The organism is Desnuesiella massiliensis, from assembly GCF_001403615.1.
GTDB classification, from domain to species: domain Bacteria; phylum Bacillota; class Clostridia; order Clostridiales; family Clostridiaceae; genus Desnuesiella; species Desnuesiella massiliensis.
On the sequence record NZ_LN879456.1, the window covers coordinates 1,343,250 to 1,369,766 of the forward strand.

The window sequence follows — 26,517 nt, forward strand, 5'->3', positions numbered from 1 at the left end:
AAATCTCCTTTTATCCTTCAACTAAAATATAATATTCTCCTTTAGGCAATACCTCTCCTACAACTGCGGAAGGCATGGATAACGCACTTAATTCTTTCATTAAAGCCTCTGAATCCTTCTTAGGAATGGATATAAATAATCCTCCTGAGGTTTGAGGATCAAACAAAATATCTTCCATCCAGTCTTTTACATTGATAAGCTTATATTTTCCTTCTAAATAATTTCTGTTGCTATAACTTCCTTCAGGTACCAATCCCATTTCAGCATACTCTTTTGCATAGCTTATAAAAGGTACAGCTTTTGCATCTATCTTTAGTGTAACTTCTGATCCTGCTGCCATTTCATAACCATGTCCCATAAGTCCAAAGCCCGTAATATCTGTACAAGCATTTATATTATGATTTACTATTATTTCTCCTGAATACTTGTTTAAGGTACTCATAACCTTAACAGCCTCATCATAAGCTTCCTTTGAGGCTATTTCCCCTTTGATAGCGGTATTTATTATACCAGTTCCTAAAGGTTTAGTTAAAACCAACACATCTCCTTCCCTGCAGCCATAGTTTTTTAAAACCTTCTGAGGATGAACTATGCCTGTAACGGAAAGTCCATATTTAGGCTCATCATCCTGTACTGAATGGCCTCCTACTATCACTGCTCCAGCTTCTAAAACCTTATCTGCTCCTCCTCTTAAGATATCACCTAATATTTCAATAGGTAAGCAATTAGGAAATCCCACTATGTTTAAAGCCACTACAGGTTTTCCTCCCATAGCATATACATCACTTAGGGAATTTGCTGCAGCTATCTGTCCAAAAGTATATGGATCATCTACAATAGGAGTAAAAAAATCTAAGGTCTGAATAGTAGCCATTTCCTCATTTAATTTATATACTGCTGCATCATCGCTAGTTTCTATACCAACAATTAAATTGTCACTATGCATTTTAGGAAGTTTATCTAATATTTTTGAAAGGGTCTCCGGCCCTATTTTAGCCGCTCAGCCAGAGGTTTTAGCATATTGAGTTAGTTTAACGTCCATAAAATCACCCACCTTTTTTCAATTCTCAATGCACAGAGCACAATGCACAATTAATAATTTTTTTTGCTGAGCAAAAAAATTATCATTCAAGATTTATCAGCTAAGCTGATAAATCCATCCTTAATTGTGCATTGTGAATTGTGCATTAAGCATTATCTCTATTTAATTATACAGTATATCATCGTAAGTTTAAAGAATTGACATTTATCTCACTTCCAGCTTTTCTTTAAATTTTTCCAGGGTTTTATCTCCTATCCTACCTACTTTTTTCAAGTCCTCTAGGCTTTTGAAATTCCCATTCTTTTCTCTAAACTCAATAATTTTAGCAGCAGTGACCTCTCCAATTCCCGGAACCTTCATTAACTCATCTTTTGTGGCAGTATTTACGTTGATCATACCATCATTAGATGCACTTTGAGAACCATTTGAAAAGGTGGATAGTGATGAATCATCCTTAGAATAAATACTAATACAGTCTCCGTCCTTAAGCTTACGAGCCTGATTTATCTTAGATAGGTCTGCTTTCTCAGTAATGCCTCCTGCCTCAGTGATTAAATCCTTTATTATACTTCCCTCTGTAATGATATATACATCAGGTTTCTTTACTTCTCCTTTAATTTCTACAGTTAATCTGCCTTTCTTTTTTTCCTCATATTTATTTGTATCTTTAACCTCTTGCTTTTCAATAAAAATATCTTCTTCCTTATATCTCTGAGGTCTATTTGAAAAAAAATTTATAGCTATAAAAATTATAAGAATCATTAATATAGCTATAGAACCTATTATTTTTTCTTTTTTTCCCATGTATTTCACCTCGCAACAAAAAAAATACTATAATTATTACAGATTATTGACATTTTTTATATAAAAATATCGCATTTAAACTTTTTTTTTGATATACTTTTAAAAGATACATTTTTTTTGAATATTTATAATTTAGTTATCCATAAGCGGAGGAAAATATGAAAAAAATATTTTTTGCATTATTCATAGTTTTTTTAATTCTACCTGCAAATAAGGCTAAGGCTGCTACACATCCACCTTCAATTTCTAGTGAAAGTGCTGTATTAATAGACGCCACCACTGGAAAGGTTCTCTATGATAAAAATATGAAGGAACCTTTAGCTCCAGCCTCCACCACTAAGATAATGACTGCATTATTAACTATAGAAAAGTGCAAATTGGACGAACAGGTAACTGTAGGAAAGAATCCTCCTAATGCAGAAGGGACTGCTATAGGCTTAAAAGAAGGAGAGATAATTTCTGTAAAGGATTTATTATATGGATTGCTTCTCGAATCTGCTAATGATTGTGCAGAAGCTTTAGCTGAGCATATATCAGGTTCTATTGATGGCTTTGCTAAACTCATGAATGAAAGAGCCAAGCAACTAGGTTGTGAGAATACTAACTTTGTAAATCCTAGCGGGCTATATGAAAAGGATCACTTAACTACTGCCTACGATTTGTCCTTAATCCTTAGAGAGGTATCAAAGCTTAGTGATTATATAAAGATATCTCAAGAGCCTTTTTATAAAATACAGCCTACTAATAAATCCAATGAAATAAGATGGGTAAATAATAAAAATAATCTAATTTTAAAAAATAATCGTTACTTTGATAAAGACTGCGTAGCTGGAAAAACAGGATTTACTACTCCTTCTAAGCATACTTTCACTGCTACAGCAGAAAGAAACGGTCAAAGACTGATTGTTACCATACTAAAATCTGATGATAAATCAGTATATTTTCCTGAAGCAAAGGCGTTATTTGAGTATGGCTTTACAAAATACGAACTTGTAAAGCTATACTCAAGAGGGGATGAAGTATCTACCTATAAAATTAATGATAGCCTCTCAATACCTTTATTAGCTTATGACGATTTCTATTTTATTAAGGATAAAGATGATGCCAGTTTAAAGGATCTTTCTCCTGTATGCTCTGTGGTTCCTCAAAATCTTGAAAAGACTTCTTTTAATAGAGGAGATAAAATTCTTGATTCAAATATATCTTTAAATAATGACATTATAGGCAAACTTCCTTTAGCTAGTGGTGTTAGTAGAGAAATAACTCCTTTAGTCTCTGCAAAGGAAACTATAAAAAAGAATTCTATAAGTATCTTTATTATAACGCCCATAGTTCTTATCTTAGCCCTCATATCCGTTAGAATCATTAATTTAAGGATGAGAAGAGCAAGAAGAATGAAAAAATTTAGCGCCTTAAAGAAAAGTTCTACGCCTTAGTTAAAAAGGTTCTATAGGTAGCTTAGAGAAACAAGTTCAACTATCAACTTATACATGCATCAAAATAGTTTAAAGATACTATTTTGGAACATGTATAAGTTAAGTTTCACTTTGTTTCCCTATACCTATAGAACCTTTACTTTATCAATTCAATTAGTTTTTTCATATCTTCTGGCAGCTCGGACTTTATAACTATGGTTTTCTTAGTCTTAGGATGTATAAATTCTACCCCATATGCATGTAAAGCCTGTCTTTTAATGAATTCTTCATCACTAAATTCTTCGCCATACAATTCATCCCCGTAAATAGGATGTCCTAGATGGCTTAAATGTACTCTTATCTGATGGGTTCTGCCTGTCTCTAATAATAATTCTACTAACTCTCCCTTAGCATAGCTTTCTAAAACCTTATAATGGGTTATACTATTCTGTCCATTTTCATGTACTATCCTCTTAATAACATCCTCACTAGGTCTATAAATTGGCAAATCTATAGTACCTTCCTTTTCTTTTAAATTTCCGTGGATAATTGAAAGATAGTACTTTTTAAAGGTGTCCCCTTGCATAGCCTTTGATAAAGCCATATGACAAAACTGATTTTTAGCTATTATTATCAGACCTGAAGTGTTCATATCTAATCGGCTTACTAATCTAACTATGCAATTTTCTCCTTTCTCTTTAAAATAATATAACACTCCATTAGATAAGGTCCCAGAAGGATGCCCTTTGGTTGGATGTACTACCATATATGGAGATTTATTTACTATTAATAAGTCTTCATCTTCATAAACTATGTCTATAGGAATATTTTGTGGCTCTATGTTTTGAGTTTCTTCTTTTGAAACTTGAATATTAATCATATCCCCTTCTTTTAGTACATAATTTAGCTTAACATCTTTTTTATTAACCTTAAGCCTTTTATCAAGAGCTGCTCCTCTTATAAGCCTGGTAGAAAGCTCTATATTATTTTTTAAAAACTCTCTTATTTTCATTCCTTCATATTCTTTTGTTATTTTGTACTCCAAGAAACTCATTCTTTCCTCCTAATTAATTACTCTTAAAATCCTCACCTATATAAACTATGGCATCAAAATCTTCATTATTTTCTTTAAGAGTTTCTATGTTATGAATATTAAAATCTCTTTCTAATTGTGCTTTCATCTCATCGCTGTAGGATTTAACAAGTATTCTGCTTTTTTCAACCTTATCCGTATTACCAATACTTATATTCTTATAGCCCAAAGCTTCAGCTTTTTTAGAAATATTACTGGCTAATCCATTGGTTTTTGTACCATTTAAGATCTTTATCTTTAAGCTCCCCTTAGATATATTTTTAAAGGTTTGGCTAGTATGTTGTATACTAGCTAAAAGCTCTCTATTATTCTTTTCATTATATATTAAATAGGATATTCCATTAATGTATTTAGCATCGCCTTTTATGGTATGCATAGCTATATTAGCCTTATCTATTTTTATAAAACTTAACCCATATTTAAGTATGTCTTCTCCCAGCATATTGGTAGAAACATACTCTGGTATAATATTTAAAATATTATTGATCTTAGGTATTATAGTAACACTTTTAAACTTCTCTATTACCTTACTTATAAGCTTATGCTGGTTTTCTATTCTACCTAAATCTCCATCTGCTAAACCAGTGCCATCATTGTTTTTTCTCCATCTAAAAAATTCCTCAGCCTTTTTACCATCTAAATGAACTACTTCACCCTTTTTAAATCGTATATGAAGATTCTGAGCATCGTCATCATAATTCATATTCTGAGTTATTTCCATATCCACTCCACCTATGGCATCTATAACTCTTCTAAAACCTTCATAATCTAATTTGGCATAATAGTTAATATCTATCCCTAATATGCCCTCTACGGAGGCAACAGTATATTTTATGCCACCTAAAGCATAAGCTGCATTTATCTTATTATTCTTTCCATTTACTTGAATCAGTGTATCTCTTGGAATAGATATTAATTTGAGCTCTGGAATACTAGGATTATAATTTGCTACCATTATACTATCTGTTCTTTTTATATTGTCATTATCTTTACTATTAACGTCTCCAATATCTACGCCCAGAATCAGTATATTTATCGGTGAATTCTTATCAGTAACTTTTGCTAAAGGAACATTTTCCTTTGAATTTTTACTAAATTTTCCAAGGTAATCATAAAAAAAAGATAAGGTACTGACTCCTGCACAAAGTAATAAAATTAAAATCAATAATAGACTAATAGCTAATCTGTTCTTTTTTAACCCTTTTATACTCATTAAAATCACCCTTAACCCATTTGTAGTTTACCATCAATGATTCATTATTTACTACGAGAGGCTTTATCTTGCATCTCTTTAAGCAGGTAGTCTCTTGCTTCAATAGTTCTTTTATGCAATACCCCACCTTTTTCTACCACATATTTGATGGTATTGTTAAAAGCTTTCAACAATCCTTCATCTAGATTATTAAAAGTAATTTCTCTTAAATCTTCTACTCCAGGAAAGTCCCTGTTAGGCTCTATATAATCTGCTATATATATAATTTTTTCTAGCAAAGTCATGTTCTTCCTTCCTGTAGTATGGTATATGGAAGAATTTAAAACATCTTCATCCTCTATACCCATAAGCTCTTTCGCAATGATAGCACCAGCTAAGCCATGCAATAGTTCTGGCATCTTATATTCATCATCCTCTACTGTATAAGGACTATTCTCTACTATTTTAATTATCTCTTCATTGCTTTTATTTTTAGCGCAATCATGGATCAGTGCTCCCAAAATTGCTTTATTCCTATCCTCATTATGAATAATAGCTAATTTATAAGCTGTGTCTCTTACTCCCATAACATGCCTATATCTCTTAGGTTTTAGATTAGTTTTTAAGTATTCTTTTATCTTCTCTTCATCCCACATAAGCCATACTCCTTTCTATAGAGAAATAAGTTCAACTATTAACTTATACATGCACCATAATAGCTTAAGTACGCCATTTGGAAACATGTATAAGTTAAATTTTACCTTTAATTTCCCTTATTCCTTGTATAAGTCTAAGGCTTCAATGGTATTATATACCCCTGATGGAAGAAAATAATCTACTCTTAAATTTTCTTTTATAGAATTTCTAATATAACTTGAAGATATCTCTAAGTTTAGTAATTCTATAAAGATTATTTCTTTATTAAATCTTTCTTCAATAATGGATTTTTGCTTAAGTATATCTTCTTTTGAATATCCAGGTCTATTAAAGACCACAAAGGTACAAGCATTTAAAATTCTATCAATAGCTTTCCATGTATGAAGATCTATAAGACAATCCGCCCCAGTTATAAAATAAAGTGTTGAATTTTCATATAGTTTATTTAGATATTCTAAGGTTTCAAAAGTAAAGCTCAAACCTTGCTTTCTTATTTCATAATCACTTACTCCAAATAGTTTATAATCTCTGACGGCCATATTCACCATTTCATATCTTATATTACCATCAGTAATAACCTTTTTTATTTTATGAGGTGGATTACCGCTAGGCATAAATATTACTTGGTCTAGATTTAGTTTTTTAAGAGCCTCATTGGCAATATATAAATGACCATTATGTATGGGATCGAAGGTCCCCCCAAAAACACCTATTTTCATAAATTCCTCACCATATGCTAAATTCTATAATTCTATTTTTGGCTTCTTTGTTGACTTTCTATATAGTACTATCTTATTTCCTATAGCCTGAATACCTTCACAATTTAATTCTTTACAAATTATATCTGAAGCCTCTCTAGTTTCATATCCGCTATTATTTAATACATTTAACTTTATAAGCTCCCTAGCCTCTAAAGCATCGTCTATTTGCTTTAAAAAGCTCTCTTCAATACCGTTCTTTCCTAATTGAAAAATAGGCTGCATATCATTAGCTAAGGAACGTAAATAAGCTCTTTGCTTAGTCGTTATCACTAAAATCACCTCTATTATAATAAAAATTCAAATTCAAAATCATTCAATCTTACTAGATCCCCATCCTGTATACCCATTTCCATAAGCTCATCTAAAATACCCTTGTTTCTTAAAACCTTATGGAAATATTTTAGTGAATCTGGCTCATTGACATTAACAGCTGATAAAAGTCTATCCACAAAAGTTCCTTCTACTACAAAAATACCCTCTTCTTCTTGTCTTATAGTATAAGTAAATCTCTTTTCCTCTGGTATATACATATCTTCTTCAGAAATTTCAAGGTCTACCAATGGAATTGTACTTAGCACTCTTGCCGCCTCTTTCATAAGCTCTTCTACACCTTCATTTATAGCCGCTGATATCTTAAATATGCTCTTGTATCCCATTTCATTTAATTTTTGTTTGAACTCTTCAAACTTTTCTTCATCATAGAGCATATCACTTTTATTTGCAGCTATAATCTGTGGCCTATCCCATAATTTCACGCTATACTTCTTTAGCTCTTCATTTATCTTTATAAAGTCTTCTATAGGATCTCTACCTTCCACTCCTGAAATATCTACCACATGAATCAATACTCTCGTTCTTTCAATATGCCTTAAAAAGTCAAGGCCTAATCCTACTCCTTCAGCGGCTCCTTCAATAATACCTGGTATATCTGCAATAACAAAACCAGGTAATCCTGATATACTCGCTACACCTAAATTAGGCTTAAGAGTAGTAAAGTGATAATTTGCTATTTTAGGTCTAGCCTTTGACACCATAGATAAAAGAGTTGATTTTCCAACATTAGGGAATCCTATCAGCCCTACATCTGCTAACAACTTTAACTCTAGAGTAATCCATCTTTCTTCTCCAGGCATTCCAGGTTCTGCAAAGTTTGGTGCTTGCCTTGTAGGAGTACAGAATTTAGTATTTCCTTTTCCTCCTTTTCCCCCTTTTGCTACAACATAGCTTTCCCCAGCATGAGAAAGGTCAGCCATAATTTTATTAGTTTCTACATCTCTTACTATAGTTCCTGTAGGAACCTTAAGGTATAATGTGTCTCCATCCTTACCATAGCATTTTGAACCAGATCCATCTACACCTTTTTCTGCCACATATTTTCTTTTATAAGCAAAATCTAAAAGAGTGGTCATGTTATTATCTGCTACTAATACTACATCGGCCCCTCTTCCACCGTCACCTCCATCAGGTCCTCCTAATGGAACATACTTTTCTCTTCTAAAGGAAACACTGCCGTTTCCTCCGTCTCCAGATTTAACATATATCTTGGCGGTATCTATAAACATACTTTTATCACCCTATCTTGTAATTAATAAATTTAATGGTTCTATAGAGAAACAACTTCAACTATTAACTTATACATGCCCAATAATCGCTTAAAGATGCGATTTTCGAACATGTATAAGTTAAGTTTTCGTAATGTTTCCCTATATATACGGCATCTCCAAAAATAATTGGTCAGTCTACTCGTATCTTTAACTATTTATTTTTTTACGATGCCTTAACAAATTATAACATAATAATATTATTTACAGTTATATTATTTTTATAAATAATATGATTTTAAAAAAGCACCCATTAAGGGTGCTTATAAATCAATAATTATTCTGCTATTGCATTTTCTACTTCTACTGGATAAACGCTTGCTTTCTTCTTGTCTCTGCCTAATCTCTCGTATTTTACTACGCCATCGATTTTAGCAAAAAGAGTGTCATCCTTACCAATACCAACATTGTTTCCTGGATGAATCTTTGTTCCTCTTTGTCTTACTAATATGTTTCCAGCAAGTACGAATTGTCCATCAGAACTTTTAACACCAAGTCTTTTAGATTCACTATCTCTACCGTTTTTGGAGCTTCCTACCCCTTTTTTGTGAGCGAATAACTGAAGGTTCATTATTAACATAGAGCTACACCTCCTCTGTTTCAAGCTTTATATATTTTCCGTAAGCAACTTTTATGCTTTCTAAACTCTTCTCCATGGTTTTTAATAAAACCTGACACTTTTCAATGTCTTCCTTATTATTCTTGCTTAAATCCAAGTTTAAAAATCCATCTTGGATTTTATAGTCTGCCTTTATGTTAAGAACTTCTTCTATTCCTATTAAAATACTTTGAGATAATACTGAAATAGCTGAGCATACTATGTCTTCACCACTTTCAGCAAACCCTGCATGATCTTTAATAGCAAAAGCAACTATGTTAGAATCCTTTTTTTTTAGAATTATCTTAGTCATAATTAAGCTTCTATTTTCTCAATAACTAATTTTGTAAAAGGTTGTCTATGTCCTTGCTTTCTTCTGTAGTCTTTCTTTGGTTTGTACTTGAAAACAACTACTTTTTTAGCTTTTCCTTGAGATAAAACCTTAGCAACAACTTTAGCACCTTCAACTACTGGCTTTCCTACAACTAAATCTCCGTTTTCTTTTGAAACAACAAGTACAGATGTCAATTCAACAACTGAGTCAACTTCAGCGTTTAACTTTTCAACGCTTATAACGTCTCCCTCTTGAACTCTGTATTGTTTTCCTCCTGTAGTTAATACTGCGTACATTAAATACACCTCCTCTATCCAGTCTCGCCATCTCAGGTACACTAAAAGTGTTTTAAAACCTTATGTGTGCGGTCTACAAAAGCCATTTTAACATATGTGGCACCTTTTGTAAAGAAACTTTTATCAATATTTTTTTATATGCTATCTTTACTCCATACTTTATAACCCTTTAAGTTTTCGATTTGGCTATGAAATATTAAAGGTTCTACCTTAAAATATTCAGTATTACTTAAATAGCTAATATATACATTTTTGTCTAAAGCCCCAATAGAGGATAAAAACTCTAATAGATTTCCTTCAATAAATTCCTTATACATTGGATTGATTTCTATGTAAATATCCTTTATTGTATCACCTGAGTTCACTTTTAATATCTCATTTCTAATTAGTAAAGAAATATAAGAAAGTTTTAATCTTTTACCTATTCCTCTGCATTCCATGCAGGGTTCCTCAATATAGTCATATATAGTTTTTCCTCGCCTTCTTCTAGCGATTTGTACTAAGTTTAACTGAGTAAAAGGATATATAACAGTTTTATTTTTATCTTCTGCAAAACCTTCTTTTAATATCTCCATTATCTTATTTTTATCCTCATCAATATTTAAGTCAATAAAGTCTATTACTATAATGCCACTTAAATTTCTGAGCCTAATTTGACGGCTTATTTCCGCTGCCGCTTCTGCATTAGTTATAAAAGCTGTTTTTTCCATAGATTTAGAACTAGTATTCTTTCCCGAGTTCACATCCACCACATGCATAGCCTCAGTCTTATCTATAGTTATGTATCCACCGCAATTTAAGCTTATCTTATGACTCCTTAGAGAAAGAATTTCTTTCTCTATTCCATAATAATCAAATAAGTTTCTATGGCCTTCATACAACTCCACATGTACTTCTGCATTTAGCTTATGGTCTATAAAATCCTTTACTATATTGTAATCCTCTAGGCTATCTACTAATATTTTTTTTGTTTCTGTAGTTACACTGTCTCTAAGTATTTTATATATTATACTCCCTTCTCCATATAGCTTTTTGGGTTTTAAACTATATTTCCATTTATCATATATATCCTTGTATACCTCATATAGCTCTTCGATCTCTTTATTTATAGTCTCTAGCTCTGCCTCCATGGCATTAGTTCTTAAAAGTATCCCTATATTCTCAGGCTTTTTAATATTTGATTCTATATACCCTTTAAATGCATCATCTTCAATTTTTTTTGAAAAGGATATATTAGTATTCTCATTAGTTAAAACCACAAACCTACCAGGCAGAGTTATAAAATTATTTACCTTGGCTCCTTTATTACCCAACTCCTCCTTAACTACCTCTACTAATACCTCTTCCCCTTTTTTCAGCTTCACATTATTGTATTTCTTGTCTATATACATATAAGCATTTTTTTCATGACCGATGTCTACAAAGGCACATTTAATAGCCGGAACTATATTTTTTACAACCCCTTTATATATCTCCCCTGGAAAAGGTTCGTTACTGTCCTCTTCTATATAGCATTCCACAAGCTTTTCTTTTTCCTTAATAGCTATCCTTAAAAGCTTATTGCCTCTTTCTATAAATATTTCTCTCATAATAATCCCTTCCTTGTTTAAGGCATCGCAAGAAAATAAGTAGTCAAAGATGGGTCGTATATTTTGCGTAAGGCAAGGACACAGGTTCCATTAATAGTGGGGCTATTAGTGGGTTCTGTAGACGCAGTATTACGCAAAATAGACGAGTAGACTGACTAGTTATTTTTTGGAGATGCCTAATGCACTGTTCACAATTTAGAATAAAATTAAGCGTGGCTACTGCTAGCCACGACTTTTTAATTAAACGTATTTATATATAGGAACTAGCTTATCATGCTTATAAGCATACATCTCTTCTCTTTTGATGTCAATAAAGCTATTTTCCTTAAATCCCTTAGTACTCTCTTTTATATATTGTGATAATAAGTCTGGAGATAAGTTTTCTCTACTTCCACAGCTTATTAAAACGTTAAATACGATAAAATCTTCTTTTGTCCAATATTTAATAGTCTTTACCATAGGTTTAATATCTACCATCTTTTCTCCACTTTTGCTCTTCTTTAAAATAGTCCATTGTTCTCTCTCTAATAGAGAGGTTATTTGTGCCTCTAAATCTTCTATACCCTCATACCTCATTTTTATAGTATAGCTGGCTGCATCGATTAAAGCCATGGCTTGGGGAGTCTTTTTAACATTTTCTAAGGACTTAACCTTTTTAGCCTCCAGTATTTTTATACCACTAGGGCAATTTGCATTTAATCTTTCTTTAACCTCTTCCTCTGAAAGTTCTTCTTTAAGAACTATATCCATATACTCACCTTCTGAGTGGGCTCCCACTGATAGTGGCTGCGCAATGGATAAACTCATATGAGGATTAAACCCTTGAGAATATTCAATAGGTAGATCTCCTCTTTTAATTATTCTCTGAATAGTTCTCATTAAGTCTAAATGAGATATGAACTTTATATGACTATCTTTAGTAAACTTTATTAGGTAACGCACCTTCAAAACACTTCCCTTCTTTAAAATTAACATTAACACCACATCCGGTGCAACCTAATCTGCAATTTTGAGTAAGTTCTGCATTTTTAGCTTTTTCATTTTCTTTTACTAAATACTCTTTATTCACTCCTATGTCAACAAAGTCCCAAGGTAGAACTTCATCATAGCTTCTTTCTCTATAAGCATAGAAATCACCATTAACGGCGCATTCTTCTAATGCCTCTTTCCAATAATCAAAATTAAAGTATTCTGACCATCCATCAAATTTTGCACCCTTTTCAAAAGCTTTTATTATTACATCACAAAGCTTTCTATCTCCTCTAGCAAACATAGCCTCCATATAAGAAACTATGGACTCGTGATAGTTATAAACTACAGCCTTACTTTTTATTGAAGACTTAACTAGTTTTATCTTTTCCTTAACCTCTTCCATGGTGCTTTGAGGTGCCCATTGGAATGGAGTAAAAGGTTTTGGCACAAAGATAGATGTGCTGGCTGTTACCCTTAACCCCTTATTTCTTACATCTTTAGGTACCATAAAATATTGAGATACTATCTTTTCTGAAAGTTCCCCTATGCCTTTTACATCCTCTTCATTTTCATAAGGCAACCCTATCATAAAATATAATTTTATAGTAGACCAACCTGATTCGAAGGCATTTTTAGCAGCCTCTAATACCTTTTCTTCCGTTACTCCCTTGTTGATAATATCTCTCATTCTTTGGGAGCCTGCTTCTGGTGCAAAAGTTAAACCTGTCTTTCTTACCTTTTGAATCTCTTTTATAAGATCTACAGAAAAGGCATCTATTCTTATAGATGGCAGAGAAACACTCACATTGCTTTCTTTATGCTTTTCTATAAGAGTAAACACTAAATTTTGAATATCAGAGTAGTCACAGATGCTTAAAGAACTTAGAGATATTTCACTGTAACCTGTGCTCTTCAATAGCTTATCTGCTAATTCAATTAAGGTTTTAGTATTTTTTTCTCTAACCGGTCTATATATCATTCCTGCTTGACAGAATCTACATCCATTGGTGCAACCTCTAAAGGTTTCCAAAATTATTCTATCATGAACTATTTCTGTATAAGGCACTATCATATTTTCAGGGTAGGTTACATCATTGAAGTTAGTAATAAACCTTTTTCTCACCTTTTTAGGCACATCTTCATATTTTGGTTGGAATTCTTTAATAGTATCATCCTCATTATAGGTAACCTCATAAAGAGAAGGTACATATACACCCTCTATTTTAGATATCTCTCTTAAAAAATCTTTTTTCTTACCTTTACCTTTATATTTCTTATAAACGTCAAGTACATCATTCATTACCTCTTCGCCTTCTCCAAACTCAAAGAAGTCTACAATATCATGTAGGGGTTCTGGATTATAAGCACAGGGACCTCCAGCCATAATAATGGGTTCTTCTTCTCCTCTCTTAGAAGCTCTTATAGTAATACCACTCATATCTAACATATTTAAAATATTTGTATAGCTCATCTCATATTGAAGGGTAAAGCCTAAAAAATCGAAATCAGCTAAAGAATCTTTACTCTCTAAAGCATAAAGGGCTATATCATTCTCTCTCATAAGCTTCTCCATGTCTGGCCAAGGAGCATAAGCCCTTTCACAATAGGTATCTTCTCTTTCATTTAAGGAATGGTATAAAATCCTGCTTCCAAGGTGCGACATACCCACTTCATAAACATCTGGAAAGCAGAAGGCAAACCTTATATCTACCTTAGAGGTATCCTTGATGCAGGAATTTAATTCTCCACCAATATATCTTGCTGGTTTCTCAACCCTGAACAATATATCATCTGTAATTTTATTCATTAAATTTCCTCCTAGTGCTTCAAAAATAAAGAAGTATAATTAATTATTATACTCCCATTAATATTCTATCTAAATATTTTATCATTAAAGATGTAGTACTTCAATTATAAAATCTATTTTTCGTCAGAGCTCTTAATAAATTCTTCCAAGCTCCTATTCCCTCTTATTCTAAGTTCTTCAATAATGTCACTTTCATATATTACAGCCAGTACCTTCATATCATCATCTAATACGGTAAATATATTAAATTTATTTTTATCTAATATGCTTAGGGCGCTTATAAGATCCTTCTTATAATGAATAGAAATACTTTTATTTTCAATATACTTATATTTTATAAATCTTGTTCTTTTCTTAACAATATCTGCCATAATAATATATACTATCCTTTCTTTTTCTTTATATGTATTCAACAGAATAAGAAGGGAGGCAAAAAGAAGAGTTATATTAACTTTTCTTAAAAAAAGCAAAAAAATAAAACAACCGCATAATATAAAACCAATAACAAAACTGCATTTTACGGTTATTTTATTAGCTCTTTTGTATATAATTCTCGTACCCAATATATCTCTCAGAAGTCTTGCCCCATCTAAAGGGAAAGCTGGCATTATATTAAATATAAAAAGTACAATATTAATCATAATAGATTTTTGAAGTAAATAGCTTGAATAATAATTATTAATAATAAAAAGTATTATACCAAATAATAAATTGAGCATTGGTCCAGCCATAGATATTATTATATCCTGTTTTAAAGTAATATTATCTAATTCCTCCATGTACAAGGAAGTGCCTAATGGCATTACAGTGATTTTCATATCTTTAATACCCATACACTTCGCAGAAAAGTAATGAGCAAGCTCATGTAACATAATCCAAAGGAAGGATAAAACAAAATCAAATTTTAAACCTACCACAAGCATTAGTATTAATATGTATGAAATATACTTGTTTACTTTCATCACGTTAATTTTGATCATGGAAAACTCCTGTAATAATTGCTAATTAAAGTTTAAATACTCCAACGGATTTTTATTTTGTCCCATATATATAAATTCAAAATGTAAATGTGGAGCTGTGGATCTTCCTGTATTGCCACTCTTACCTATAACTTGAGCTTTCTCAACCTCTTCATCCTTTTTAACTGATATCTCATTTAAATGTGCGTACTTTGTTTCAATTCCATCTCCATGGCTTATTAAAATAAATTTACCAAAGATATTATCATCCCCAACCTCTCTCACTTTACCTTTATAGGGAGTTTTAATCTCTGTATTCTCCTTAGCATCTATATCAACACCTTCATGCATACTCATTTGCTTTGTAAAAGGATCCTCTCTCTTACCAAAGCCAGAGGTTATGCTGCCTTTTAAAGGAACCAAGTAATCTTCTTTTATTTTATCTTTAAAAGCTTTATCTCCTGTTATCTTAACTTTAATTCCATCAATCCAATCCTCTATTTTATCCTTTATGTCCTCTAGGTTAATATTTACTATTTTAGAGTATATAATCTTATAGTCTATATTATATGAAACTATTTCTTTTGAATATCTATAAACTGATAGGGTCTGCGGGGTAGTTATAAGCTTACAACTTATTACCATAAATAAGAGGCATAATACTCCAATAAAATCTCTAATCAATCTTTTGTATAGATAATTTATATCAAGTTTAGGAATAATAGGATTACTTTCCTTATTACTAGAGCTATAAGATGAATAAGGTCCAGCATTTCTTTTTTGTAATATCTTTGCGTAATAACTTTCATATTGAGAATTATAGCTTCCCACAACCTTCCTCCTCACACATATTATTATATATACAATCTATATATATTTTATTTACTGAAATTTATTACTTAAAAATAAAAAAACTAGGTATTACTACCTAGTTTTTAAAACCTTTAAAAACACTTCTGCAGATCCTAAATTTGTAGCCACAGGTATGCAGTGTACATCACATAATCTTAATAAAGCTGAAACATCTGGTTCATGCGGCTGAGCGGTTAAAGGATCTCTTAAAAATATTACTAAATCAATTTTTCCTTCACAGATTTTTGCCCCTATTTGTTGATCTCCACCTAGAGGCCCGGATAAAAATCGTTGTACCTCTAATCCTATTATTTCATTAATCAATCTTCCTGTAGTACCTGTAGCATATAGCTCATGATCTTTAAATACGTCCTTATACCTTCTAACCAAATCAATAATATCGTCTTTTTTCTTGTCATGTGCAATAAGTGCTATTTTCATTAAATATGTCCCCCATCTTTGTTAGTTACTTTTTCCCTTGCTCAAATTAAAAATTAATCTTTTTTCTTCTCATTCCTACATTTAATACTAAAGCTATAGCTAAAAAATTAGTTAAAGCTGAGCTTCCACCATAACTCATCAAAGGTAAAGTAATACCTGTGATAGGCATTAGTCCAATAGTCATGCCTATATTCTGAAATATGGAAAATAAAAATGTGGATACCACACCTATACATATAATACTACCAAATATATCTTTAGAACTCTTTGCAATCTTTATAGTTCTATAGATAAATATTCCATATAAGGTCAACAAGAAAATTGCACCTATATATCCCCATTGCTCTGCGGATACTGCAAATATAAAATCGTTATGGGCCTCTGGCACGAATTCAGCCACGTAGCTCCTTTTTGCACCTGGCAAAAAGCTTGGTCCTGTTCCAAATAATCCACCAGAACCTATACCTATCTTAGACTGAGAAAGCTGAAGATTCATTCCTAGCTCATCTGCCTGAGGATTAATAAAGGAGGTTAATCTTCTTTTCCAATATTCTTGCATGAGGCCAGAATTCCACAGTAGAGCAATAACTGTCAGAACTCCCATAAAGCCGCCTGCTATTACTTTTCCATTTAGTCCCGCTGCAAAAAATATACCTAGCACAATAAAGAAACAAACCATAGTCATTCCCATATCCGGTTGAATTACTATCAAGGCCATAGGAACAGCAGCATAAAATAATAATTCGAAAAAGTTTTTCACATTATTTATGTTCCCTTCCATTTCCTCCAGCTTCTTAGCCAGCATTATTATCATAGCTAGCTTAGCTAGCTCCGCAGGTTGAAATCCAAAACCGCCGATTCTTATCCAACCCCTAGCTCCATTTACAGTTTTGCCCATACCCGAATATTTAGTAATCACAAGAAGCCCTATAGTCAGCCAGTATATAATATTAGCATAATTTTGTAGTATGGTATAATCCACCAATAGCACTACATAAGTTAATATTAAGCATAATACTAACCAGATAGCCTGTTGTTTCAAATAATAAATTCCATATTTTGCTTTAGTGGCACTATATATATTAATGGTTCCATAAAGCATAATGATTATTGATACTATAAGTACCCCGAAATCTAACTCTTTTAGAACCTTAGTGTCAATTTTTAGTTTACTAAACACATTATCCCCTCCCAAAAGTAAGTCAAGAAATAGTATAACATAAATTACGTAACTAATTATAGATACGAAAAAAATTTTACAATGTATTTAAAATTACTCCGAAGGGGTTATAGAAAATTAACAATTTCCTATCTTGCTCTCATATTCTTAATAGGTATATTAGCTACTAAAGCTGGTGAATTACCTTCTGTGGAATCTGTCCTAGTTAAGGCTATTTCCACATCTGAACTATCTATCTCTACGTATTTGGAAATAACTCCCAGTATTTCACTCTTAATCATTTCCAATAGTTGTGGAGACAAGTCACCTCTATCATGAATCAAAATAAGCTTTAATCTATCCTTTGCTACTTCTTTGGAGGATGACCTATTTGAAAATATTTTGAACAAATCCATTACTATCCCCCCTATTTCCTCTTAAATAATTTTTTTAGTGCATTAATAAATCCAGTTTCCTCTATATCTAAATTCATTAAAGGAACCTCTTCACCCATTATTCTTCTAGCAATATTTTTAAACGCTTGTCCAGAAAAAGCTTTTTCATCTAAAACTATAGGCTCCCCTTTATTAGTGGATATAGTTATATTCTTATCATCAGGTACTACTCCTATAAGCTTTACTGATAAAGTCTCAATAATATCATTTATATCAAGCATATCCCCATTTTTAGTCATTTCATAATTTAATCTATTTATAATAAGCTCATGTCTATCTAATCCCTTTGCATCAAGCTTCCCGATTACTCTGTCTGCATCTCTTACTGAGGTTATTTCAGGATTTACTACTACTATAGCCCTATCTGCTCCCACTATAGCATTTTCAAAGCCTTGCTCAATTCCCGCTGGGCAATCTAATAGCACATAATCAAATTCATTTTTTAGTTCCTCAACTAAGGCTAGCATTTGATTGGTACTTATATCATTTTTATCCCTAGTTTGTGCTGTAGGCAATAAAAATAAATTTGGAAACCTCTTGTCCTTTATAAGAGCTTGCTTAAGTCTGCATCTCTCTTCTAATACATCAAGTAAAGTATATACGATTCTATTTTCTAAACCCATTAAAACATCAAGATTTCTTAAACCTGTATCTCCATCAATTACAACAACTTTTTTTCCCATAGAAGCTAAGGCTGTTCCTAAGTTTGCTGTGGTTGTTGTCTTACCTACTCCGCCTTTTCCTGAAGTTATAACTATAGATTCTCCCATGTTCACTACCTCCGCTAAAACTTTTTTAATATATGTACTTATTTGGTAAATATGGCTCAACAATAATAGCGCCATCTTTTATCTTGGCAACCTCAGGGTAATGAGGTCTTTCTATGTCTTCTGGTGATCTGGTAATAATATCTGCTATCTGCAAAATCTCCGGTTGTAAGCTAAAAGCTGCAATGATTGCTTTATCATTACCATTTATACCTGCATGAACCTGACCTTTTAAAGATCCTAGAACGATAACATTTCCAGCTGCATATATTTCTGCTCCATGATTTACATCTCCGATAATCACTATATTTCCAGGATAATTTATACTTTGTCCACCTCTTACGGTCTTTCTTATAAATTTAGTTCTACCTTCGTAAATTCCTGAAAAGACTTTATTAGTTTTCTCCTCTTTATCCTCAAAAATGCAATCTTTTATAAGAATTTCTTCAAAAAGAATATCCTTTAGCCTCTTAGCCTCTTTATCGTTAATGTACTTTAAACTTGTTGTGATTTTTAAAGTAGCCCCTTTATAGAATCTTTTACCCTTTGATAGCTTATCCAATAATGCCTCAAGCATATCTTCGAAGTCATTGAATTTATCCATATTTATTATGGCATTAATTCCTTCCCTATTTCCTTTTATAATTATTCTGTCTTCGTTCATAAAAAACCTCCATTATGCAGGCAACATATTTTATTATATTTCAACAATGGTAAAAGAAAATCCTTCTTTAAAAAGTTAAATTTCATAAAAATTTTTATTATAATAGCGGGTCCTAAAACCCGCTATTGACATTTATTTTATAGTTTTATAAGCATAGTCATACATTGGTACATAATTTGGGAACTCCTTTTGAAGTCTATCCTTGAAATAGGCCTCATATATCGCTCTAGTTACTGGAGCCCCTAAATAACCGTGGCCGCCATCGTATATAACCACGCATACAGCTATTTCTGGTTTATCCACTGGAGCAAAGCTTACATATACACCAAAGGCAGCTCTACCAAGAGACTCTTGTACCCCATTCTCCTTGTAAGTTGCTGTACCAGTTTTACCAGCTGTAGGTATTGGGAAAGGATTATTAGCTGCAAATACACTGGAAGCCGAACCACTAGGATAGATTGCATTAACCCTTCTCATACCTTCTTTAATAGCAGCAAGATTTTCAGGCTTTAAATCAATCTTATCCATCACCTCAGGTTTAACTTCTTCTACTAGATTTCCATTAGCGTCAAAGATTTTATCAACTAAGTGAGTTTTGTACCTTGTGCCTCCATTGGCAAGGGTAGCAATATAGTTTACTAGCTGAAGTGGAGTAATTTCATTGGTTCCTTGCCCTATAGAAGCATTGAATACATTAGCAGGGGTATTTATTTGTGTCAATCTATCGAAGATTACATAATCCGCTACAGCATAGGCCATGGAATTAACATCAGATTTACTATAAATTTTCTTCTGATCCTCAGGTAAGGAATTTATATAAGCCTGAATTTTCTTCTTTAGATCTTCAGACAAATTTTTATATTCTTGTGCCTTTTGATTCTCTTTTATGTCTTCTTTTAGCTTGTCTCTTACAGCGTTTTTTATATCATCCTTCAGCTTTTTAACTTCTTCCTTATCACTATTATTAGCAGAAATGTCTAAGGGCTTAAATCTATAATTACCGTAATAACCCTTATCTAATAACTCTACTAAACCAAAAACAGCATAGTAAGCTACATCATTTCTTTGTTTTTCCACATTAAATACCTGAGCATAAGGATTTTCAGCTATTTCTATACCTGTAGAGGATTTGCTATTACTTCCAGGCTTTACCCCTAACCCAAATCTCCATGCATATTCTGCTAATGCATTAAGTCCTAACTTCTTATATAATCTATATCCTGTCTCATAAACAAAGTAGTTATTGGATACTTCTAGAGCTTTTCTAACATCTACAGTTCCATCATTTCTCAATCCATCATTAGATCCTTTATAATCCGTTTCTCCATGAGAATCAAAGGTTACCTTATCTTGTATCTGAGTGCCAGGATTTATAACACCCTCTTCTAAGCCTGCTATCAAGGTCAAAGGCTTAAAGGTGGATCCTGGAGGTATTGTTCCCATAGTAGCATAATTGAAGAATGGTTTAGGATATAAATCATACTGATCTTTTCTTAAGCCATCTTCCTTTTGTCCTGATTCTAGAGGGAATAGTTTATCTATTAATTTATTCATGTTACTATCTTTATTCAGAGGATTTTGAAGCAGATTCATCTTGTTTATATGCTGTTGAGCAAAAGCTTTTAAATCCGGTGCGAAATACTCTTTTCTAAGTTCAGGAGTAAGCCTTCCTGGTACTGCAAATATATTTGGATCAAAACCTGGATTACTTACTAAAGCTAGTATTTTACCTGTGTTAACCTCAGTAGCTATTACAGCTGCCCTTGTAGCATTTCCAGTATCTAGCTTTCCTTGATCTTGCATTCTATTTTTCTGCAAATACTGTAAAGTATTATCCATAGCTTGTTGTGCTACGCTTTGTATATTGGCATCAATAGTCAATTGAATATTTTGACCAGGATAAGGTTCTAACTTAAATAGTTCCTCAGTTTTTCTTCCTTGCTTATTAACCTTAACAGTAGTTCCGCCTTTAGATCCCTTTAACCTATCTTCAAAAGCAGACTCTATACCAGACTTACCTATTAAATCCGTAGAAACATCATAGCCTCTTTCTTCGTATTTGTTCTTTTGACCACTGTCTATAGCCCCGATATATCCTATTACAGAGGAGGCTAGCTCATTATAAGGATAATATCTTATAGGCTGCAATCTTACATCTACACCTGGTAAGTTGTTTAATTGTTGCAAAAATATAAAGGCAGCGTCCTCTCTTTTAATGTTACTAGCTATAGTAACAGGCTTAAATCCAGAGAAACTTTGCATTTTTAAGGAATCCTTAACTAGCATATATTTTCTTAGCTCTTCTAGAGAATACTTTTCCAGCAATAATTTTGTAATCTCTTCTCCAGAAGAATTTTTCTTTAGAGCTTTTTCTTCCTCTTCAGTCAATCCTAGCAATTTATACAACTCATAATCTTTAACCAGGGTATAAAACGCATTTTCAGGACTTATTTTCAAAAGCTCTTCATCTATTTTAGCCTTTTGATCATCTGTTAAATCCCCTTTTTGATTTGGATATAGTTCCCTTGTTACATAAAAATCAAATCCTCTATCCTTTTTAAAACGCAACTCCATGCTCTTTTGAACCTCTGGATCTGAAGTATTAAATTCTAATCTAAAAGGATTTACCTTAAGCTTAAAATCATCCTGCAGCTTTTCTCCAGTAGAATCTAATAGCTTAAAAACTTTATCCATGGTTGGAAAAAAGTATTTTTTACTTTCATCAGTTTCCATGAATTCTAAATTATAACTTTGAACGTTTGTGGCTAAAACTATTCCATTTTTATCTTTAATTTCTCCACGAGGAGCTGCCTCTGGTAATTGTCTAACGGAATTGTTATTTGCTAAATCTTTATTATCTTCGTATTTAATTATCTGAAGATAAAATAATCTGCACAATATTGCTGCAAAAGCTAACAGCATCACTATATTCAAAGCAGTATATCTACTTAAACTCTCTTTCTTTTTCACTTAATCACCTGCTTATTAAAAATTCCAATCCTTTTTCATAAATCTTTTATAAGAAAGTTTATAAATTTTCTTATACATAATGATGGTTACTATCAGGTTGTATATACTAACATAAATAATTTTTATTGCTTCAAATTTAACGCCGCTTACATAAAGTATAACATATAGTAATAGCCCTTTTAACAAAGATAGCAGGAAAGCAGCGAAAACTGGTACCAGTTTTTTTTCTTTAAATATATTTTCTCCGATTTTTGCTGCTATAACACATACTAACATGTTACATAACGCATTTACTCCGAAGCCTCTAAATAGATATAAATCCTGCAGCACTCCTGCGAAAATACCTAGAGTTAACCCCTCCCAGGGTCCATTAATTATAGAGTAGCAGATTATAAAGGCAAAAAGTAAACTAGGAAAAATACCATGAACAGCAAAAAAAGGCATTAATGTATTATCTAATATTAGTAACATTATGGTTATTAAAAATAAAACTAATTTCTTCATACTTTCACCTTTTTGCTAATACTTTATATTCTTTTTATCTTTAGGTACTACCACAAGTAGCTCTTCTAATTTATTGAAGTCTACGTAGGGCTCTATTATAGCATTTTTCATAATTTTACCTTTATCCTCTTCCACGGAGAGTACTTGTCCAATCTTTATTTCCTTTGGATAAATCCCTCCTTGATTCGAAGTTAAAATTACATCTCCTTCCTTTATCTGAGAATCTATAGGAAGATAATATACCTTTGCTAATAATCTATTATTACTATCCTTATAGCCTTTTACTATCCCTGTGGTCTCCCTTGTACTTTCCACCAAGACACTAACAGCGATGTTTTCATTAAGAAGAGTTTGCACTATAGCATAATTAGAATCTACGGAGGTAACTTGACCTACTAATCCTTTAGCGCCCACAACCACCATTCCAACTTCTAAACCATCTTTCTTACCTCTATCTATGGTATATCCTTCTAAGAGACTTCCTCCGCTCTTTCCGATTATATTGCAGGAAATATAGTCGTAGTCTGATCTTTGATTTTTAAAATCAAGCATTTCTCTTAATCTATCATTCTCGTTCTTTAAATTGTCATACTCTACAGCTTTTGTTTCAAGGTCATTATTTCTCTCCGTCAATCTTTTGTTTTCTTCTTTAACCTCCCTAAAGTTAAAGGCAAAGTCAAGAAAATTCTTTACGGAATTATTTACGGAATATAAGACCTTCTGTACAGGATTTAATACGCTTCCTGCTCCGCTCTCGATTATTGATTTATTATCCCTCTTGACACTATAAAATATTATACCTAAAAAGGTAACTGACAGAACTATTATAGTTACTGCCAGTTTATTTCTAAAGAATTTCATAGAATTATCCTCTTCTGCTTCTAGCTATGCTATCAAAATTATCTAAAGCCTTACCTGTTCCAAGTGCTACACAGTCAAGAGGGGATTCTGCAATATGCACTGGCATATGAGTTTCGTTATTAATTAATGCGTCAAGCCCTCTTAGAAGCGCTCCACCTCCAGCTAACATAATGCCCTTATCCATAATGTCTGCTGCTAATTCTGGTGGAGTTTTTTCTAAAGTAGTCTTAATAGAATCAATAATGGAAGCTACAGGATCTTTTAGAGCTTCTCTTATTTGAACCTCAGAAACCACTATTATTTTTGGTAGTCCTGATATCAAATCTCTACCTTTTATCTCCATAGTTCTTTCTTCCTCATCCACCTTGAAAGCAGAACCTAGCTCCATTTTTACTGTTTCAGCGGTTCTCTCACCAATCATTAAATTATATTCTCTTTTTATATAGCTTATAATTGCGTGATCAAGCTCATCTCCTGCTACCCTTAAGGACTTGCTTGTAACAATACCTCCAAGAGATATAATTGCTACCTCAGTGGTTCCTCCTCCAATATCAACAATCATGCTTCCGGTAGGTTCATCTACAGGTAAGCCTGCACCTATAGCAGCTGCCATAGGTTCTTCCATAAGAACTACATCTCTAGCTCCAGCTTGCTTTGTTGCCTCTTCAATAGCTCGTTTTTCAACCTCTGTAACTCCAGATGGAAAACATACAATTATTCTAGGACTCGCAAAAGAGCTTCTTGCTGTTATTTTTTCTATAAACTTTTTTAACATGGTTTGAGTAACGTCAAAGTCTGCAATTACTCCATCCTTTAATGGCCTAATGGCAACTATATTTCCAGGAGTTCTTCCTATCATTTGCTTCGCATCAGTTCCAACAGCTAAAGGCTTTTTAGTCATATTATTTATAGCTACTACTGAGGGTTCTCTTAGTACTATTCCCTTTCCCTTTACAAATACTAAAGTATTAGCTGTCCCTAAATCTATACCCATATCCTTATTAATTCCAAACAATCCCATTATGTATTCTCCTTTCAAACTATAAGATACTTTTTTCTTTTAAACTTACATAAATCCCATTCCCTATTATTACATGGTCTAGCAATTCTATCCCCAATAACTTACCGCATTCTTTTAATCTCATTGTAATATTTATGTCTTCATTACTTGGAGTTGGATCTCCTGAAGGATGATTGTGACAAACTATTATGGATGCACTACTATTTTTTATGGCTTCCAAAAACACTTCTCTTGGATGGACTATGGAAGAATTTAAACTTCCAAGAGAAACATCTCTAATTCCTATCACCATATTTTTAGTATTTAGAAGTATTATTTTCAAAACTTCCTTTTTTAACTCCTTCATGTCTTCCATCACTAATAAAGCTGCATCTTTAGGATTAGAAATTTTGTATTCATCACCAGACTTAAAAGCTTTAAACCTTTTATATAGTTCACATATAGCCATCAATTGACTAGCCTTACAGCTCTTAACTCCTTGGATGTTCATAAGCTCTTCAGCACTAGAATTTAAAAGGCCATTCAATCCTTTAGCCTGAGCCATAATCCTATTGCATAAAGATATTACATTCTCTTTCCTAGTGCCACTTCTTAATATGATTGCTAACAGCTCTGAGTTTGATAGGCTGTCTGCACCATATCTTAAGAGTTTCTCTCGAGGTCTTTCATTTTCGGGTAAATCCATTATCTTAATATTGTTACTCATTAAAATATTAGTCTCCTTAATTATATAAATTTACCCTCTCTCCATTTTTATTTATTTAAGCTTTTTAACATTTTGTTTAATTTATTAATAGGTAGCCCTACAACATTATAATAGCATCCTTTAATTTCTTCAACAAAAATTCCTCCAAAACCTTGGATTCCATATGCCCCTGCCTTATCCATAGGTTCTCCCGTACGGATATAGCCCCATATTTCATCATCACTTAATTCGGAGAACCTAACCTCTGTATAAATAGCTTCTGATATAATAATACTCTTTTTAGGATTAATCAAGGTTATTCCTGAGTAGACTCCATGAGTATTTCCGCTTAAGTCTTTAAGCATTTGGAAGGCCTGCTCTTTGTCCTTAGGCTTTCCTAAAACTCTTCCATCAAAGGCTACTATGGTATCACAGCCAATTATTAAGACATCTTCATCCATATATTGTCTACCTACCTCTAGTGCCTTGCCTTTAGATAAATCTATTACATATTTCGAGAAGTCTCCTAAAAATTTTACAGAATCCTCATCAAAATTGCTAACTTTAATTTCAAAATCTTCTACTACCTTTTTAAGCAGCTCATGCCTTCTCTCAGAGGCAGATGCTAGAATAACTCTCATATAAACCACTTCCTAATATCTTCTATATAATATTATTGCCAAAATAATGCCAATTATAGACATAATATTCAAACTAAAATTAATACCAAATGAAATACTGAAAAATTTTAGATTGATTGTTAGGGGAACTGTAGTACCAATATTATATACGATCTTTAAAAAATAAAGTGACTGAATATTACTTCCAAGAAATTCTCCTATTATACTTCCAAAAACTCCACCTAGTATAATAATAAAAAACAAAAAAGCTACGCTTTTACTGGAATTCTTCACAGCTTTCCCCCCTTTTATACATACTATATAGTTTAGCATTTAATATATTACTTAACAAGTATATAGAATTTATTTAAAAAAATTTTAAGATTTTAGACATGACA

General features: G+C 32.3%; 29 protein-coding genes. 1 reads left to right on the plus strand and 28 read right to left on the minus strand.

Features of this window, described 5'->3' with window-relative positions; all coding sequences use genetic code 11:
• Positions 1 to 10: 10 nt before the first annotated feature.
• Both selD and BN2665_RS17275 read right to left on the minus strand, forming a co-directional pair.
• Positions 11 to 1,042, minus strand: a complete 1,032-nt coding sequence (gene selD, locus BN2665_RS17270) for a selenide, water dikinase SelD (RefSeq protein WP_082435940.1) — start codon at positions 1,040 to 1,042, stop codon at positions 11 to 13.
• A gap of 204 nt (positions 1,043 to 1,246) precedes the next feature.
• Positions 1,247 to 1,846, minus strand: a complete 600-nt coding sequence (locus tag BN2665_RS17275) for a ComEA family DNA-binding protein (RefSeq protein WP_055668318.1) — start codon at positions 1,844 to 1,846, stop codon at positions 1,247 to 1,249.
• Positions 1,847 to 2,004: 158 nt separating this feature from the next.
• Here BN2665_RS17275 and BN2665_RS17280 point away from each other — a divergent pair, with 158 nt between their 5' ends.
• Positions 2,005 to 3,282, plus strand: a complete 1,278-nt coding sequence (locus tag BN2665_RS17280) for a D-alanyl-D-alanine carboxypeptidase family protein (RefSeq protein WP_055668319.1) — start codon at positions 2,005 to 2,007, stop codon at positions 3,280 to 3,282.
• A 136-nt stretch (positions 3,283 to 3,418) separates the two neighbouring features.
• Here BN2665_RS17280 and BN2665_RS17285 read toward each other — a convergent pair whose 3' ends face one another.
• The 26 genes from BN2665_RS17285 to BN2665_RS17410 form a co-directional block, all read right to left on the minus strand.
• Positions 3,419 to 4,315 (minus strand): RluA family pseudouridine synthase, encoded by an 897-nt coding sequence (locus BN2665_RS17285; RefSeq protein ID WP_055668320.1) that lies wholly within the window; start codon positions 4,313 to 4,315, stop codon positions 3,419 to 3,421.
• A 13-nt stretch (positions 4,316 to 4,328) separates the two neighbouring features.
• Entirely contained in the window at positions 4,329 to 5,567 is a 1,239-nt protein-coding gene (locus tag BN2665_RS17290; RefSeq protein WP_055668321.1) for an LCP family protein, read from the minus strand.
• A gap of 44 nt (positions 5,568 to 5,611) precedes the next feature.
• Complete coding sequence (gene yqeK / locus BN2665_RS17295; RefSeq protein ID WP_055668322.1) at positions 5,612 to 6,202, minus strand: bis(5'-nucleosyl)-tetraphosphatase (symmetrical) YqeK; 591 nt, start codon at positions 6,200 to 6,202, stop codon at positions 5,612 to 5,614.
• 117 nt (positions 6,203 to 6,319) lie between these two features.
• Complete coding sequence (nadD, locus tag BN2665_RS17300) at positions 6,320 to 6,922, minus strand: nicotinate-nucleotide adenylyltransferase (protein WP_055668323.1); 603 nt, start codon at positions 6,920 to 6,922, stop codon at positions 6,320 to 6,322.
• Positions 6,923 to 6,946: 24 nt separating this feature from the next.
• A complete protein-coding gene (yhbY, locus tag BN2665_RS17305) occupies positions 6,947 to 7,234 on the minus strand; it encodes a ribosome assembly RNA-binding protein YhbY (protein ID WP_055668324.1) in 288 nt (95 codons plus the stop codon).
• 14 nt (positions 7,235 to 7,248) lie between these two features.
• The gene (obgE, locus tag BN2665_RS17310) at positions 7,249 to 8,526 is read right to left on the minus strand and encodes a GTPase ObgE (protein WP_055668325.1); all 1,278 of its coding nucleotides are present in this window, start codon (positions 8,524 to 8,526) and stop codon (positions 7,249 to 7,251) included.
• Positions 8,527 to 8,842: 316 nt separating this feature from the next.
• Positions 8,843 to 9,145 (minus strand): 50S ribosomal protein L27, encoded by a 303-nt coding sequence (gene rpmA, locus BN2665_RS17315; protein WP_055668326.1) that lies wholly within the window; start codon positions 9,143 to 9,145, stop codon positions 8,843 to 8,845.
• A 4-nt stretch (positions 9,146 to 9,149) separates the two neighbouring features.
• The gene (locus BN2665_RS17320) at positions 9,150 to 9,476 is read right to left on the minus strand and encodes a ribosomal-processing cysteine protease Prp (protein ID WP_055668327.1); all 327 of its coding nucleotides are present in this window, start codon (positions 9,474 to 9,476) and stop codon (positions 9,150 to 9,152) included.
• A gap of 2 nt (positions 9,477 to 9,478) precedes the next feature.
• Positions 9,479 to 9,793, minus strand: coding sequence for a 50S ribosomal protein L21 (rplU, locus tag BN2665_RS17325; protein WP_055668328.1), 315 nt, complete (start codon positions 9,791 to 9,793; stop codon positions 9,479 to 9,481).
• 134 nt (positions 9,794 to 9,927) lie between these two features.
• The gene (locus BN2665_RS17330) at positions 9,928 to 11,382 is read right to left on the minus strand and encodes an Rne/Rng family ribonuclease (RefSeq protein WP_055668329.1); all 1,455 of its coding nucleotides are present in this window, start codon (positions 11,380 to 11,382) and stop codon (positions 9,928 to 9,930) included.
• A 240-nt stretch (positions 11,383 to 11,622) separates the two neighbouring features.
• On the minus strand, positions 11,623 to 12,324 hold the full coding sequence (locus BN2665_RS17335; protein ID WP_055668436.1) for a TIGR03936 family radical SAM-associated protein: 702 nt from the start codon (positions 12,322 to 12,324) through the stop codon (positions 11,623 to 11,625).
• The gene (locus tag BN2665_RS17340; RefSeq protein ID WP_055668330.1) at positions 12,299 to 14,161 is read right to left on the minus strand and encodes a TIGR03960 family B12-binding radical SAM protein; all 1,863 of its coding nucleotides are present in this window, start codon (positions 14,159 to 14,161) and stop codon (positions 12,299 to 12,301) included. Before BN2665_RS17340 ends, BN2665_RS17335 begins: the two co-directional genes overlap by 26 nt.
• A gap of 113 nt (positions 14,162 to 14,274) precedes the next feature.
• Entirely contained in the window at positions 14,275 to 15,141 is an 867-nt protein-coding gene (locus BN2665_RS17345) for a site-2 protease family protein (RefSeq protein WP_082435941.1), read from the minus strand.
• Between the two features lie 21 nt (positions 15,142 to 15,162).
• Positions 15,163 to 15,951 carry a M23 family metallopeptidase gene (locus BN2665_RS17350; protein ID WP_055668331.1) on the minus strand — a complete coding sequence of 263 codons (789 nt, stop codon included), beginning with the start codon at positions 15,949 to 15,951 and terminating at the stop codon, positions 15,163 to 15,165.
• Between the two features lie 93 nt (positions 15,952 to 16,044).
• A complete protein-coding gene (gene mgsA / locus BN2665_RS17355; RefSeq protein ID WP_055668332.1) occupies positions 16,045 to 16,413 on the minus strand; it encodes a methylglyoxal synthase in 369 nt (122 codons plus the stop codon).
• 46 nt (positions 16,414 to 16,459) lie between these two features.
• Entirely contained in the window at positions 16,460 to 17,593 is a 1,134-nt protein-coding gene (rodA, locus tag BN2665_RS17360; protein WP_055668333.1) for a rod shape-determining protein RodA, read from the minus strand.
• A gap of 128 nt (positions 17,594 to 17,721) precedes the next feature.
• A complete protein-coding gene (minE, locus tag BN2665_RS17365) occupies positions 17,722 to 17,988 on the minus strand; it encodes a cell division topological specificity factor MinE (RefSeq protein WP_055668334.1) in 267 nt (88 codons plus the stop codon).
• Between the two features lie 11 nt (positions 17,989 to 17,999).
• On the minus strand, positions 18,000 to 18,797 hold the full coding sequence (gene minD, locus BN2665_RS17370; protein ID WP_055668335.1) for a septum site-determining protein MinD: 798 nt from the start codon (positions 18,795 to 18,797) through the stop codon (positions 18,000 to 18,002).
• 25 nt (positions 18,798 to 18,822) lie between these two features.
• Positions 18,823 to 19,458: a septum site-determining protein MinC gene (gene minC / locus BN2665_RS17375; RefSeq protein WP_055668336.1), complete on the minus strand. Its 636-nt coding sequence runs from the start codon at positions 19,456 to 19,458 to the stop codon at positions 18,823 to 18,825.
• A gap of 132 nt (positions 19,459 to 19,590) precedes the next feature.
• On the minus strand, positions 19,591 to 22,428 hold the full coding sequence (locus tag BN2665_RS17380; RefSeq protein WP_055668337.1) for a penicillin-binding transpeptidase domain-containing protein: 2,838 nt from the start codon (positions 22,426 to 22,428) through the stop codon (positions 19,591 to 19,593).
• A gap of 15 nt (positions 22,429 to 22,443) precedes the next feature.
• Complete coding sequence (mreD, locus tag BN2665_RS17385) at positions 22,444 to 22,932, minus strand: rod shape-determining protein MreD (RefSeq protein WP_055668338.1); 489 nt, start codon at positions 22,930 to 22,932, stop codon at positions 22,444 to 22,446.
• Between the two features lie 15 nt (positions 22,933 to 22,947).
• The gene (gene mreC, locus BN2665_RS17390; protein ID WP_055668339.1) at positions 22,948 to 23,793 is read right to left on the minus strand and encodes a rod shape-determining protein MreC; all 846 of its coding nucleotides are present in this window, start codon (positions 23,791 to 23,793) and stop codon (positions 22,948 to 22,950) included.
• Positions 23,794 to 23,797: 4 nt separating this feature from the next.
• Positions 23,798 to 24,814, minus strand: coding sequence for a rod shape-determining protein (locus BN2665_RS17395; protein WP_055668340.1), 1,017 nt, complete (start codon positions 24,812 to 24,814; stop codon positions 23,798 to 23,800).
• A gap of 19 nt (positions 24,815 to 24,833) precedes the next feature.
• Complete coding sequence (radC, locus tag BN2665_RS17400; RefSeq protein ID WP_055668341.1) at positions 24,834 to 25,520, minus strand: RadC family protein; 687 nt, start codon at positions 25,518 to 25,520, stop codon at positions 24,834 to 24,836.
• A gap of 47 nt (positions 25,521 to 25,567) precedes the next feature.
• A complete protein-coding gene (locus BN2665_RS17405; RefSeq protein ID WP_055668342.1) occupies positions 25,568 to 26,140 on the minus strand; it encodes a Maf-like protein in 573 nt (190 codons plus the stop codon).
• A 12-nt stretch (positions 26,141 to 26,152) separates the two neighbouring features.
• Complete coding sequence (locus tag BN2665_RS17410) at positions 26,153 to 26,413, minus strand: DUF4321 domain-containing protein (protein ID WP_055668343.1); 261 nt, start codon at positions 26,411 to 26,413, stop codon at positions 26,153 to 26,155.
• Between the last annotated feature and the right edge of the window lie 104 nt (positions 26,414 to 26,517).

Bases quoted from the DNA above. Each gene is read 5' to 3' on its own strand.
- BN2665_RS17275 (WP_055668318.1), bottom strand. From the start codon at position 1,846: ATGGGAAAAAAAGAAAAAATAATAGGTTCTATAGCTATATTAATGATT.
- BN2665_RS17280 (WP_055668319.1), top strand. From the start codon at position 2,005: ATGAAAAAAATATTTTTTGCATTATTCATAGTTTTTTTAATTCTACCT.
- BN2665_RS17285 (WP_055668320.1), bottom strand. From the start codon at position 4,315: ATGAGTTTCTTGGAGTACAAAATAACAAAAGAATATGAAGGAATGAAA.
- BN2665_RS17290 (WP_055668321.1), bottom strand. From the start codon at position 5,567: ATGAGTATAAAAGGGTTAAAAAAGAACAGATTAGCTATTAGTCTATTA.
- yqeK (WP_055668322.1), bottom strand. From the start codon at position 6,202: ATGTGGGATGAAGAGAAGATAAAAGAATACTTAAAAACTAATCTAAAA.
- nadD (WP_055668323.1), bottom strand. From the start codon at position 6,922: ATGAAAATAGGTGTTTTTGGGGGGACCTTCGATCCCATACATAATGGT.
- obgE (WP_055668325.1), bottom strand. From the start codon at position 8,526: ATGTTTATAGATACCGCCAAGATATATGTTAAATCTGGAGACGGAGGA.
- rpmA (WP_055668326.1), bottom strand. From the start codon at position 9,145: ATGTTAATAATGAACCTTCAGTTATTCGCTCACAAAAAAGGGGTAGGA.
- BN2665_RS17320 (WP_055668327.1), bottom strand. From the start codon at position 9,476: ATGACTAAGATAATTCTAAAAAAAAAGGATTCTAACATAGTTGCTTTT.
- rplU (WP_055668328.1), bottom strand. From the start codon at position 9,793: ATGTACGCAGTATTAACTACAGGAGGAAAACAATACAGAGTTCAAGAG.
- BN2665_RS17330 (WP_055668329.1), bottom strand. From the start codon at position 11,382: ATGAGAGAAATATTTATAGAAAGAGGCAATAAGCTTTTAAGGATAGCT.
- BN2665_RS17340 (WP_055668330.1), bottom strand. From the start codon at position 14,161: ATGAATAAAATTACAGATGATATATTGTTCAGGGTTGAGAAACCAGCA.
- BN2665_RS17345 (WP_082435941.1), bottom strand. From the start codon at position 15,141: ATGATCAAAATTAACGTGATGAAAGTAAACAAGTATATTTCATACATA.
- mgsA (WP_055668332.1), bottom strand. From the start codon at position 16,413: ATGAAAATAGCACTTATTGCACATGACAAGAAAAAAGACGATATTATT.
- minE (WP_055668334.1), bottom strand. From the start codon at position 17,988: ATGGATTTGTTCAAAATATTTTCAAATAGGTCATCCTCCAAAGAAGTA.
- minD (WP_055668335.1), bottom strand. From the start codon at position 18,797: ATGGGAGAATCTATAGTTATAACTTCAGGAAAAGGCGGAGTAGGTAAG.
- minC (WP_055668336.1), bottom strand. From the start codon at position 19,458: ATGAACGAAGACAGAATAATTATAAAAGGAAATAGGGAAGGAATTAAT.
- mreD (WP_055668338.1), bottom strand. From the start codon at position 22,932: ATGAAGAAATTAGTTTTATTTTTAATAACCATAATGTTACTAATATTA.
- mreC (WP_055668339.1), bottom strand. From the start codon at position 23,793: ATGAAATTCTTTAGAAATAAACTGGCAGTAACTATAATAGTTCTGTCA.
- BN2665_RS17395 (WP_055668340.1), bottom strand. From the start codon at position 24,814: ATGGGATTGTTTGGAATTAATAAGGATATGGGTATAGATTTAGGGACA.
- radC (WP_055668341.1), bottom strand. From the start codon at position 25,520: ATGAGTAACAATATTAAGATAATGGATTTACCCGAAAATGAAAGACCT.
- BN2665_RS17405 (WP_055668342.1), bottom strand. From the start codon at position 26,140: ATGAGAGTTATTCTAGCATCTGCCTCTGAGAGAAGGCATGAGCTGCTT.